Source organism: Streptomyces sp. FXJ1.172, from assembly GCF_001636945.3.
Classification (GTDB): domain Bacteria; phylum Actinomycetota; class Actinomycetes; order Streptomycetales; family Streptomycetaceae; genus Streptomyces.
The window spans coordinates 2,565,684-2,577,901 of sequence record NZ_CP119133.2 but is presented as its reverse complement, the minus strand read 5'-3'; the positions used below and the strand labels follow the sequence as shown (position 1 = coordinate 2,577,901).

The 12,218-nt window shown below is 73.1% G+C and carries 9 protein-coding genes and 1 pseudogene; 7 read left to right on the top strand and 3 right to left on the bottom strand.

Annotated features, from left to right (window positions below; translation table 11 throughout):
* Positions 1–62 precede the first annotated feature (62 nt).
* From cyc2 to A6P39_RS11400, 5 genes are all read left to right on the top strand, one after another.
* Positions 63–2,261 (top strand): germacradienol/geosmin synthase Cyc2, encoded by a 2,199-nt coding sequence (gene cyc2, locus A6P39_RS11420; RefSeq protein ID WP_067047520.1) that lies wholly within the window; start codon positions 63–65, stop codon positions 2,259–2,261.
* Between the two features lie 161 nt (positions 2,262–2,422).
* Entirely contained in the window at positions 2,423–4,261 is a 1,839-nt protein-coding gene (gene phsA / locus A6P39_RS11415; protein ID WP_199840840.1) for an O-aminophenol oxidase PhsA, read from the top strand.
* A gap of 146 nt (positions 4,262–4,407) precedes the next feature.
* The gene (locus A6P39_RS11410; protein ID WP_067047517.1) at positions 4,408–4,977 is read left to right on the top strand and encodes a PDZ domain-containing protein; all 570 of its coding nucleotides are present in this window, start codon (positions 4,408–4,410) and stop codon (positions 4,975–4,977) included.
* Between the two features lie 277 nt (positions 4,978–5,254).
* Positions 5,255–6,382 (top strand): aminopeptidase P family protein, encoded by a 1,128-nt coding sequence (locus tag A6P39_RS11405; RefSeq protein WP_067047514.1) that lies wholly within the window; start codon positions 5,255–5,257, stop codon positions 6,380–6,382.
* A gap of 60 nt (positions 6,383–6,442) precedes the next feature.
* On the top strand, positions 6,443–7,381 hold the full coding sequence (locus A6P39_RS11400) for a phosphotransferase family protein (RefSeq protein WP_067047511.1): 939 nt from the start codon (positions 6,443–6,445) through the stop codon (positions 7,379–7,381).
* A 39-nt stretch (positions 7,382–7,420) separates the two neighbouring features.
* Here A6P39_RS11400 and treZ read toward each other — a convergent pair whose 3' ends face one another.
* Complete coding sequence (treZ, locus tag A6P39_RS11395) at positions 7,421–9,166, bottom strand: malto-oligosyltrehalose trehalohydrolase (RefSeq protein WP_067047508.1); 1,746 nt, start codon at positions 9,164–9,166, stop codon at positions 7,421–7,423.
* A 182-nt stretch (positions 9,167–9,348) separates the two neighbouring features.
* Between treZ and A6P39_RS11390 the strand changes: the two genes are divergently transcribed.
* Complete coding sequence (locus A6P39_RS11390; protein ID WP_067047504.1) at positions 9,349–9,900, top strand: DUF1707 and FHA domain-containing protein; 552 nt, start codon at positions 9,349–9,351, stop codon at positions 9,898–9,900.
* A 133-nt stretch (positions 9,901–10,033) separates the two neighbouring features.
* The gene (locus A6P39_RS11385; RefSeq protein ID WP_067047502.1) at positions 10,034–10,447 is read left to right on the top strand and encodes an SSI family serine proteinase inhibitor; all 414 of its coding nucleotides are present in this window, start codon (positions 10,034–10,036) and stop codon (positions 10,445–10,447) included.
* A 71-nt stretch (positions 10,448–10,518) separates the two neighbouring features.
* Here A6P39_RS11385 and A6P39_RS11380 read toward each other — a convergent pair whose 3' ends face one another.
* Together A6P39_RS11380 and A6P39_RS11375 are read right to left on the bottom strand one after the other, a co-directional pair.
* Positions 10,519–11,769, bottom strand: a complete 1,251-nt coding sequence (locus A6P39_RS11380; protein WP_067047499.1) for a M14 family zinc carboxypeptidase — start codon at positions 11,767–11,769, stop codon at positions 10,519–10,521.
* Between the two features lie 137 nt (positions 11,770–11,906).
* A pseudogene (locus tag A6P39_RS11375) lies at positions 11,907–12,098 on the bottom strand (dihydrolipoyl dehydrogenase); the annotation flags it as partial.
* Positions 12,099–12,218: the final 120 nt, after the last annotated feature.

Genomic DNA, 12,218 nt, shown 5'->3' with positions numbered 1-12,218 from the left:
GATGGTGTGATCATCTGCGGCACGGCGGATGGGCGCCCGCGGCCCCGGGTAGAGCCCCGGCCATGACGCAGCCGTTCGAACTCCCGCACTTCTACATGCCGTATCCCGCGCGGCTCAACCCGCACCTCGAGGAGGCGCGGGCCCACTCGGCCGCGTGGGCCCGCGAGATGGGCATGCTGGAAGGCTCCGGGATCTGGGACCGGGCCGACCTGGAGGCGCACGACTACGGGCTCCTGTGCTCCTACACCCACCCCGACTGCGACGGCCCCGCGCTCTCACTGATCACCGACTGGTACGTGTGGGTCTTCTTCTTCGACGACCACTTCCTGGACATGTACAAGCGCACCCAGGACCGCGCCGCGGCCAAGGCCCACCTGGACCGCCTGCCGCTGTTCATGCCGCTCGACCTTGCCACCTCGGTACCGGAGCCGCGGAACCCGGTCGAGGCCGGGCTGAAGGACCTGTGGGCGCGCACGGTGCCGTCGATGTCCGTGGACTGGCGCCGCCGGTTCGCCCTCGCCACCGAGCACCTGCTCAACGAGTCGATGTGGGAGCTGTCGAACATCAACGAGGGGCGGATCGCCAACCCCGTCGAGTACATCGAGATGCGCCGCAAGGTCGGCGGTGCCCCCTGGTCGGCCGGGCTCGTGGAGTACGCGAACGCCGAGGTGCCCGCCGCCGTCGCCGGCACCCGGCCGCTGCGGGTCCTCATGGAGACCTTCGCCGACGCTGTCCACCTGCGCAACGACCTGTTCTCGTACCAGCGCGAGGTCGAGGACGAGGGTGAGAACAGCAACGGCGTGCTCGTGCTGGAGACGTTCTTCGGCTGTACGACCCAGCAGGCCGCCGAGACCGTCAACGACATCCTCACCTCACGCCTGCACCAGTTCGAGCACACCGCGCTCACCGAGGTCCCCGCCCTCGCCCTGGACAGGGGCCTCACCCCGGACCAGGTGGCCGCGGTCGCCGCCTACACCAAGGGACTTCAGGACTGGCAGTCCGGCGGCCATGAATGGCACCTGCGCTCCAGCCGCTACATGAACAAGGGCGCGCGCAGCAGCTCGCCCTGGCAGCTCCCGAGCGGCCCCGGCACCTCGGCGGCAGATGTCGGCGCCCTGCTCGCCTCGGCCGCCCAGGAGCGCCTGCGCGCCTACACACACGTGCCGTACCAGAAGGTCGGCCCGTCCGTGCTGCCCGACTTCCACATGCCGTACGACCTGAGCCTGAACCCCTGTCTGGACGGCGCCCGGAGCAATCTCCTCGCCTGGTCGCACCGCATGGGCATCCTCGAGGAGGGCGTCTGGGACGAGGACAGGCTCGCCGCCTGCGACCTCGCGCTCTGCGCGGCCGGCCTGGCCCCGGACGCCACCCCCGGGCAACTCGACCGCACTGCCCAGTGGCTCGCCTGGGGGACGTACGCCGACGACTACTACCCCCTGCTCCACGGCCACCGCCGCGACCTGGCCGGCGCGCGGCTGAGCACGGCCCGGCTGTCGCAGTGCATGCCCCTCGAGGGTGAGCCCGCCATCGTCCCGGGCAACGCCATGGAGCGCGGGCTGAGCGACCTGTGGGAGCGCACCACCGCGCAGATGGACGCCGAGCAGCGGCGGACCCTCAAGGCCAGCGTGGACGTGATGACCGGGAGCTGGCTGTGGGAGCTGTCCAACCAGCTCCAGAACCGCATCCCCGACCCGGTCGACTACCTGGAGATGCGGCGCGCCACCTTCGGCTGCGACCTCACCCTGAACCTGTGCCGCGGCAGGCACGCCCCCGCGGTCCCGCCCGAGGTGTACCGCAGCGGCCCGGTCAGGGCCCTCGAGAACGCCGCCATGGACTACGCCTGCCTCCTCAACGACATCTTCTCGTACCAGAAGGAGATCGAGTACCAGGGCGAGATCCACAACGCCGTCCTGGTCGTGCAGAACTTCTTCGGCGTGGACTACCCGGCCGCGCTCGGCGTCGTACACGACCTGACGACCCAGCGGATGCGGCAGTTCGAGCACATCATCGCAAGCGAACTGCCGGTGCTGTACGACGACTTCGAGTTGCCGGCCGAAGCCCGCGCCGCCATGGACGCCTACGTCCTCGACCTGAAGAACTGGCTGGCCGGCATCCTGAACTGGCACCACAGCGCCGACCGCTACAAGGCCGAGTTCCTGGCCCGCCGCTCCCACGGCTTCCTGCCCGGCCGCCCGCCCGCCGCACCGACGCTGCCGGCGCCGCCGACGGCCATGCCGGCCGCGGCCTGGGCGTTCGGCTGACGGTCGCGGAATCTTCGCGTACGGAACAGGGCATTCAGGGAACTTTTGCGCGCTCTGTGGAGTCTTGGGAGGTAAGGGGAACAACACGAGTCAAGGACACACGGGGGTGTTCGAACTTGACCGAGATCATCGAGGCGTTGGAGAAGCTCGCCGGGGGGACCATGCGGCAGCAGGCTCCGGAGCCGGGTGAACTGACGCCGTACGTCGCGCCGTTGACCGTTCCGCCGGTCCTGCGGCCCGCCGCGGACGACGTCCTGCGCGAGACCGAGATCGCCGTGCGCCCGGCCTGGGTGCGCCTCCACCCGCAGCTGCCGCCGACCCTGATGTGGGGCTACGACGGACATGTGCCGGGCCCGACCATCGAGGTGCGGCGCGCCGAGCGCGTCCGCATCGCCTGGACCAACCGCATACCGAAGGACAGCGAGTACCCGGTCATCTCCGTCGAGGTGCCCGCCGGCCCGCCCGGCACCCCGCCGCCCAGCACCGTGCCGGGCCGCGAGGGCGTCGAGCCCGACAAGGACGTCGCCGCCCTGCCCGCCTGGACGGTGACCCATCTGCACGGCGCCCAGACCGGCGGCGGCAACGACGGCTGGGCGGACAACGCCGTCGGCCACGGCGACGCCCAGCTGTCGGAGTACCCCAACGACCACCAGGCGGTGCAGTGGTGGTACCACGACCACGCCATGAACATCACCCGGTGGAACGTGATGACGGGCCTGTACGGCACCTACCTCCTGCGGGACGACGAGGAGGACGCCCTCCACCTGCCGTCCGGAAAGCGGGAGGTACCCCTGCTGCTCGCCGACCGCAACCTCGACACGGACGAGGACGGCCGCGTCAACGGCCGGCTGCTGCACAAGACGGTGATCGTCCAGCAGAGCAACCCGGAGACCGGAAAGCCGGTCTCCGTTCCCTTCACCGGCCCGTACACCACGGTCAACGGCCGCATCTGGCCGTACGCCGAGGTGGACCCCGCCTGGTACCGCTTCCGGCTGGTCAACGCCTCCAACGCGCGCATCTTCGAGCTGGTCCTGATCGACGAGCACGGCAAGCCGGTGCCGGGCGTCGTCCACCAGATCGGCAGCGACGGCGGGCTGCTGCCCCGCCCGGTGCCGATCGACTTCGAGGGGGGCCTGCCGACGCTGACCGCCGCGCCGGCCGAGCGCTTCGACCTGCTGGTCGACTTCCGCACCCTGGCCGGCCGTACCCTGCGGCTGGTGAACAGGGGCCCGAACCAGCCGGCGGGCGTGCCCGACCCGGTCGGCAACGTGCGCTACCCGGCGGTGATGGAGTTCCGGATCGGCGAGTCGTGCGAGGAGGAGGACACCTTCGAACTGCCCGAGGTGCTCTCGGGCTCCTTCCGCCGCCTGACCCACGACCTCCCGCACGGCCACCGCCTGGTCCTGCTCACCCCGCCCGCCACCAAGGGCGCGGGCGGCCACCCGGAGATCTGGGAGCTGACCGAGGTCGAGGACACGAGCGGGCTCCAGCTCCCGGCCGACGGCATCGTGCAGGTCACCGGGCCGGACGGCAGCACGAAGACGTACCGGCGCACCTCTCGGACGTTCAACGACGCACTCGGCTTCACCATCGCCGAGGGCGGCTACGAGCAGTGGAGCTTCCTCAACCTCGCGCCCATCGTCCACCCCATGCACATCCACCTGGCCGACTTCCAGCTGCTCGGCCGGGACGCCTACGACGTCTCGGGCTTCGACCCGGCCATCGGCGGCACCCGTACACCGCTGCGCCACGACGCCGGCCGGACGATCCCGCTCGCACCCAACGAGCAGGGCAACAAGGACGTCTTCCGGGTTCCGGGCAGCCAGATGCTGCGGGTCATGGGCCGCTTCGACGGGGCGTACGGCCGCTTCATGTACCACTGCCACCTGCTGGAGCACGAGGACATGGGCATGATGCGGCCCTTCGTGGTCATGCCGGCCGAGGCCATGAAGTTCGACCACGGCGCCGGACACGGCGGCCACGAGGGACACATGGGCTGAGCCAGGGTGCGGGGGTGCGGGGGTGCGTGGGCTGAGAGGGCTGCGACGCATGGCTACCCCGTGCCGGCCTCCGGCCAGTCTCACTCGTTCGTGTCTCGTCGCGGCCCGGTGCCCCGGGTAGAGCACCAGCCGGAGGCGAGCGAACCATGGAACAGACTGCGTTGCGTCCCAAGCCCATGCCCGGACAGGACCCGCGGGAGGGCGCCGGCCCGGGCCCCGGCCCCGCCCGCCGCCCGCATGCCGCGCGCCGGCGCGGACGCGGGCTGCGGACCCTGCTGTTCTGCCTGTGCACCGGCACCCTGCTGGTGCTGTCCGGCGTTGGTGTCGGCACGGTCGGCGCCACGGTGATCGGCATGAGCAAGCTCGCCGAACTACGGCACCAGGTCCCGTCCTCGGCCCCTTCGCCCAGGGGCGCCCCCGTCGCCACCCCGAGCCCGGTTCCGGCACCGCCCGGGGCGACCCTGGGCGTGGAGGCCGTGGACTCCGAGAAGGTGGGTGCGCTGGTCGTGGGCGTGCACGTGCCCGGACCCGGTTACGCGGCCGGACTCGTCCGCGGGGACGTCCTGCTCCAGTTCGGCTCCGCGCGCGTCGACACGGCCGCCGAACTCGCCCGGGCCGTCGCCCGAGCCCGGCCGGGCCAGGCGGTGCTCCTCACCGTGCGTCACCGCAGCGGGGGCTTCCAGCAGTTGACGGTGGTACCGGGAGTGGTGACCTGACCGGCACCCGGGGCAAGCCCGCACCACTCGACCACGCCGGGCCGCCCGCCTCGGACACCCGGGCAACCCATCACGGCCACCGCCGGCTCGCCCACCCCGGGAAACCCACTGGTCGCCGCCCGAACCGCGCGCCATGATGGCCCCATGCCGAGCCCCGTCCGCCGCGACCGCGCCCCGCGGGGAGCACCGGCGACCGGCTCGCGCGGCCCTGGCCGGCCGGGCAGGATGCTGCAGAAGAAGCCATCGCCCCATCCCTCACCCGCGCTCGGAGGACCGGATGACCGGTAGTACGCCCCCGCTCTTCACCGCCGCCGACTACCGGGCCCGTATGGAGCGCGCCGCGCGCTCCGCGGCCGACGCCGGTCTCGCGGGGCTTCTCGTGGCGCCGGGACCGGACATGGTCTGGCTCACCGGCTACACCCCCACCGCCGTCACCGAACGGCTCACCGTACTGGTCCTCACCCCGGGGCACGGCCCCGTGCTCGTCGTACCGACCCTGGAGGCACCGGACGCCGAGCACGCGGCCGGCGCGGCCACGCTCACCCTGCGCGACTGGACCGACGGCAAGGACCCCTACGCCATCACCGCCGCCCTCCTCGACGGCCGCGGCCGGTTCGGCATCAGCGACAACACCTGGGCGATGCACCTGCTGGGCCTTCAGCGGGCCCTGCCCGACACCTCCTACGCCTCTCTCACCGATGCCCTCCCCATGCTGCGCGCCGTCAAGGACGCGGCGGAACTGGAACTCCTCGCGGCGGCCGGAGCCGCTGCAGACGCAACGTTCGAGGAGATCCGGAAGGTTCCCTTCGCCGGCCGCCGCGAGTCCGACGTCGGCCACGACCTCGCCGGCCTGCTGCGCCGCTTCGGCCACTCTCAGGTCGACTTCACGATCGTCGGCTCCGGCCCCAACGGCGCCAACCCGCACCACGAGGTCGGCGACCGCGTCATCCAGGTCGGCGACATGGTCGTCCTCGACTTCGGCGGCCTGAAGGACGGCTACGGCTCCGACACCACCCGCACGGTGCACGTGGGCGAGCCCACCGAGGAGGAGCGCCGCGTCCACGACATCGTGCGCGCCGCCCAGGAAGCCGGTTTCGCCGCCGTACGGCCGGGCGTCGCCTGCCAGGAGGTCGACCGCGCCGCCCGCGCGGTGATCAGCGATGCCGGGTACGGCGCGCACTTCATCCACCGCACCGGGCACGGCATCGGGGTCACCACGCACGAGCCGCCGTACATGATCGAGGGCGAGGAGCAGCCCCTCGTGCCGGGGATGTGCTTCTCGGTGGAGCCCGGCATCTATCTGCCCGGCCGCTTCGGGGTGCGCATCGAGGACATCGTCACGGTGACCGAGGAGGGCGGCCGTCGTTTCAACAACACGACCCGCGAGATGGTCGTCGTGGGCTGATCCGGCCCCGGGAGATCCTCCTCGCCCCCGTCCCCTCCCCGAACGGCTACGGCGCGATCCATGACCCAGGCACCGACACCCACCGCGGACACCGTCCGCCGACTGGTCCGCTCGCTGCTCAAAGAGAGTGCGGCCGGCGGCGCGGGACCCGACGTCCGGCCCGTCACGGAGGGCGGGAGGCACTTCACCTGGTGGGTCGGCACCCGCCATGTGCTGCGGCTCGCCCCCGACCGTGACTCCTCCGTGCGCCAGCGCCGCGAACTGCGTCTGCGCGACCTGGTACGGCCGCACGTCCCGGTCGCCGTCCCAGTCAGTGTCGCGCACGGCGAGTGGGCACCGGGCCTCAGCTGCACGCTCGACACCCTGATCCCCGGCGGCACCGCAGAGCAGCACGACGTCTCGGCCGTCGGCGAGGCCGACCTGGCCGGGCTGCTCACCGGGCTGCGCGCGGTGCCGGTGCGGCAGACCGAGACGCTCGGGGTGCCGCGCAGCGCCCCGCGCTCCCTGGAGGCGCTGCGCCGCATGGCCGTGCACGCGGCCGAACGCCTCGCCGCCGTCGACGAGTTCGACGCCACGCGCCTTTACCAGCTCACCCCGCCCGGCGCGGCCCAACTCGCCGCTCAGGCCGGCACCGCTGTGCTGGTCCACCACGACCTCAGGGGCGAACATCTGGTGGTCAGCGCCGACGGCAGGGTGCGCGGCGTCCTCGACTGGACGGACGCGGCGGTGGGCGACCCCGCCGAGGACATCGCCGGGCTCGTCACCGCGGTCGGCTCCGGCGCCGCGGTCCGCGCGGCCACGCTGGCCGGCTACGGCGCCCGCCCCTGCCTGCGCGGCCTGTGGCTGGCCCGCTGTGACACCGTCATCCGCCTCACCGACCGCCTGGACGGCCGCGGCGACAGTCCCCTGCCCCTCCTGCGCACCCAGCTGCGCCGCGCCTGGGAGCCGATCCTGCTGGAACGGGTGACGGACCTCAAGGAGGACGACTCGGAGCTGTAGAGGGTGCGTCCTGATCCGGACCCCGCCCGCTTCGCCCGCTCAGGGCTGGACCAGTACCACGCAGGATTCGCCGGGCAGGTGAAGCAGGCCGTTCGGGCCCGGGCTCTCGACCGGTTCCCAGGCCGCGAGGACCTCGACCCGGCCGGTGCCGAGGGGGATCGCCGCGGGGGCCTTGCCCAGGTTCAGCGCCACCCGTACGTCGCCGCGCCGGAAGGCGAGCCAGCGGGCCTCCTCGTCGTACGCCACCTTCGTGTCGGCGAGGTCGGGGTCGGTGAGGTCCGGCTGCTCGCGGCGCAGCGCGATCAGCCGCCGGTACCAGGCCAGCACGCGCGCGTGAGGCTCGCGCTCCGGCTCCGACCAGTCCAGTACGGAGCGGTCCCGCGTCGCCGGGTCCTGCGGGTCCGGTACGTCCTCCTCGGCCCAGCCGTGCGCCGCGAACTCCCGGCGCCTGCCCCGCCGTACCGCCTCGGCCAGCTCCGGATCGGTGTGGTCGGTGAAGAACTGCCAGGGCGTGCCCGCCGCCCACTCCTCGCCCATGAACAGCATCGGCGTGAACGGAGAGGCCAGCGTGAGCGCCGCGGCGCAGGCCAGCAGACCGGGGGAGAGGCGGGCGCAGAGCCGGTCGCCCTGGGCGCGGTTGCCGACCTGGTCATGGGTCTGGCTGTAGCCGAGCAGGCGGTGCGCGGCCACGCGCGCGCGGTCCAGCGGGCGGCCGTGGTGCCGGCCGCGGAAACTCGAGTACGTCCCGTCGTGGAAGTAGCCGCCGGTCAGCGTCTTGGCGAGCGCCGCGAACGGGGCGCGCGCGAAGTCCGCGTAGTAGCCCTGCGTCTCACCGGTCAGCGTGGTGTGCAGGGCATGGTGGAAGTCGTCGTTCCACTGCGCGTGCAGCCCGAGGCCGTGCTCCGCGCGCGCGGTGATGTACCGCGGGTCGTTCAGGTCGGACTCGGCGATCAGCGCCAGCGGCCGGCCCAGCTCCTCGGCGAGCGCGTCCACGGCCGCCGACAGCTCCTCCAGGAACGGGTACGCGCGCGTGTCGTGCAGCGCGTGCACCGCGTCCAGGCGCAGCCCGTCGATCCGGTAATCCCGCAGCCACGCCAGCGCGCTGCCGACGAGGAACGCGCGCACCTCGTCCGAGCCCGGCGCGTCCAGGTTCACCGCCGATCCCCACGGCGTGTGGTGCGCGTCGGTGAAGTACGGCCCGAACGCGGGCAGGTGATTGCCGGACGGGCCCAAGTGGTTGTGCACGACGTCCAGGACGACTGCGAGACCGAGTTCGTGCGACCGGTCGACAAAGCGCTTCAGCGCCTCGGGGCCGCCGTACGGCTCGTGCACCGCCCACAGCGACACCCCCTCGTACCCCCAGCCGTGCCGTCCCGGGAAGGGGCACAGCGGCATCAACTCCACGTGGGTGACGCCCAGTTCGACCAGGTGCTCCAGACGTGCGGCGGCCGCGTCCAAAGTGCCCTCGGGGGTGTACGTCCCCACGTGCAGCTCGTAGAGCACGGCGCCCGGCAGCCCGCGTCCCTGCCAACGCGCCCGCCACGCGTACCGCCCGTGGTCCACGACCGCGCTCGGTCCGTCCGGTCCGTCCGGCTGGCGGCGCGATCGGGGGTCGGGCAGTACGGGACCGTCGTCCAGCGCGAACCCGTACCGGGCGCCGTCGGCCGCCTCCGCCTCCCCCGTCCACCATCCCGCGCGGTCGGGATCGCGCGCCAACGCGCGCGTGGCCCCCTCGCAATGGAGTGTCACTCGGTCTGCCTGCGGTGCCCACACCTCGAACTGCACGGACGGTTCCCCTTCGTCTGCTCACCGTGATGATGTCCCGCGGCCCCCCATCGTGCCGTCCGGACGATCAATACGCTCTCGAATTCGGCCTTCCCCGGCGGGTGTCGCGGAACCCACGCGCGCGTGAGCGGCGATGTCCCGTTTTCTGGACACCCGGGGTTCACTGACCGACAATCACCTGCGTGACGTCGTCCTTCGAGTTCTCCACGTACCCCGCGCGGCTGTCCGACGCGGAGCGCGACCAGGCGCTTCAGGTGCTCCGCGACGGCGTCGCCAAGGGCCGGCTGTCGCACGACACCTTCGTGCGCCGTATGGAGCTGGCGCTCGCCGCCCGCCACGCCGACGAACTGGCCGCCCTCGTCGCCGACCTGCCCCGCGACAGGCGCCTGTCCCGCGCGGTCCTCGGCACCGTCGAGGCCGTCTCCGGGTTCACCGTACGGCTGCGCCGTGCCTGGCAGGCCGAGCGGCTGCCCAAGCTGCTGCTGCCGCATCCGGGGCAGACCCACCCGCTGCGCATAGGCCGCGACCCCGCGAACGGGCTGCGCCTGAACCACGAGACCGTCTCGCGTGTGCACGCCGAGCTGTCCCGCCAGGGCGGCATGTGGATCCTCAGGGACCTCGGCTCCACCAACGGCACCACTGTCAACGGCCGCCGGGTGACGGGCGCGGTCGTCGTCCGCGAGGGTGATTCGGTCGCGTTCGGCCGCATGGGGTTCCGGCTCGCCGTGAGCTGAGACGGCGCACGGGGGCGGCGGGGCGGCCGGCGGTGTTCGAACAGGCGCTCTGCCGCGCGCGCGTGCTGTCCCGTTCGGGTGAGCCGGACGCGCCGGACTGCAAAGCGCGGGCCGGTGTGCCGATGCTGGGGGCATGACGTACCTCACCAGAGCGACAGCGGTGGCCGGAGCCGTGCTGGCGGCCGCCGGGCTCCTCGCCGCGGGCCCGGCCCACGCGGCACCCCGCGACCGCCATTTGGGCAACTGGCTCCACCTGACCCTCACCAAGGGCGATGCCGGGCCCGGTGCCGCGCGGGGCACCGTGCTGCTGTGCGACCCGCCGCAGGGCCACGCACGGGCGGCCGAGGCCTGTGCCGAACTCGACGCCGCCGACGGGGACATCTCCCGCATCCCGCCCAAGAGCATCTTCTGCCCCGCCCTCTACGCCCCGGTGACCGCCCACGCGCGCGGGCGGTGGAACGGCCGGCCGGTCGACTTCCGCCAGACCTACACCAACACCTGCGTCATGAACGCGCGCACGGGAGCGGTGTTCGCCCTGGACACCTGACCCACCTGACCGGGGCGGCCACCGGAGGGCGGCGGCGCGGCCCGGCGCGCTCCGGCGCGGACCCGTGCGGCTCACCGGGCCCGCTCCCGGGCCTGCTGCGCCGCCACCAGCACCGTCCGGGACTGATGCTCCACCTGGTGCTCCAACGGCACCCAGCGGGCCCGGAAGCGCACCGCGAAGGCGTCGCACCAGTCGGCGACGAGCTGTTCCAGCCGCGGCGCCGCCCGGTCGTCGGTCTCCCGCAGCACCCGCAGCAGCATCGCCGCCGCGCGCAGCGGCAGCCGCCGCCCGAAGGCGTCCACGCTGCCGACGTACGCCATCGTCGTGCCGGCCGGCGGGGTGTGGATCCAGTCGTCGGCCAGCCCCGGGATCAGCCCCAGCACCCAGCGCGCGGCCCGCAGCAGCGGTCCGTCGACGCCGTCCAGCCGGGGCTGCGCCTCGGCCAGTATCCGCTCCACCTCCCGCGCGTCCCCGGTCAGCCGCCGCGCAAGGCGCCGCATCGCCGCCGCCGGCGCCGGGTGCTGCGCCCGGTCGTCCACCAGGTCACTGGCCCACATCGGCACCTCCACGACGGCCGTCAGACCGCCGTACCGGTGCACGTGGTACCACGTGCTGTGCCGGGCGTCGTCCGGCATGCTCGGGTAGGCGACGCCCGTCTCCGGACCGGGCATGACATGCACCCCGGGGCCGGCGGCCGGCCAGCCGGCGGCGTCCGAGGCGCCCGTCTCCACCGGGATGTGCAGTTGTGCCGCGGACTTGGCGAACGGCTCGGCGAGCCCCGGCACGTCCCTGGTCAACTGCACCCAGCTGCCGCCCAGATCGGTACCGTGCAGCGTCACCTGCAGGTACGGGCGCAGCTCGTCGATCACCCCGGTCAGCGCCCGTGTCTCGGGCGGCAGCCGGTCCGGCGGCAGCACCGACGGTGACCACTCCGGCTGCTCCGCGCCCGTCGGCCGGTAGAAGCCGAGGTGGTAGTCGAGCAGGCTGCGCGGCGCGGGGGTCACATGCAGACTCGCGCCGTCCGGATCGGCGCACAGCAGGAAGTGCCAGGACGTGTCCGCCCGAAGCTCCCGCTCGGCCAGGACGCGTTCGGCCAGCATCCGCAGGGTGGAGCCCCCCGTCGGTTCGTTGGCGTGCGCGCCGGCCACGACCAGCACCGCCCGCCGGGCGTGCCCCACCGACAGCAGATGCAGGGGTCTTCCCGCGCGCGAGACGCCCACCTGCCTGAGCGCGCACAGACCAGGTTCCTGAGCGGCCAACGCCTGTGCGGAGGCGACCAGTTCGGGAACGCTGGGATAGCGCAGCTCCGGCAGGAAACTCACCCCCGACTCGTCCGCCCGGCTTCGCCCTCCCAGTCCCGCACGGGATGGGTGAACTGTCAAGCATGCGGCGGGGGAGGCTCCCGGGGGCGCCCGGACGCAGTCGCCGGGACGCGGGCCGGGCACTGTGTGCCGTGGGCTCACTGCTGGTGCAGGCCGCGTCCCGCGAGCGTCAGGAACACCTCGCCCACCGCCTCCGACAGCGTCGGATGCGCGTGCACATGCCGGGCCACGTCCGCGGGCCCGGCGTCCCAGCCGACGATCAGCCGGCTCTCGGCGATCATCTCCGACACGTGCGGGCCGACCAGATGCACGCCGAGCACCGGCGAACCCGTCGTGCACGGCGAGTGCTTCCTCGGAAACGCCCGCTGGCCGTCTACGCGCGCGTGCCGCCCACCGGTGCCGCCGAGGCCTTCGTGGACCTCCTGCGCACCACCTGGCCGGCCCCGGGC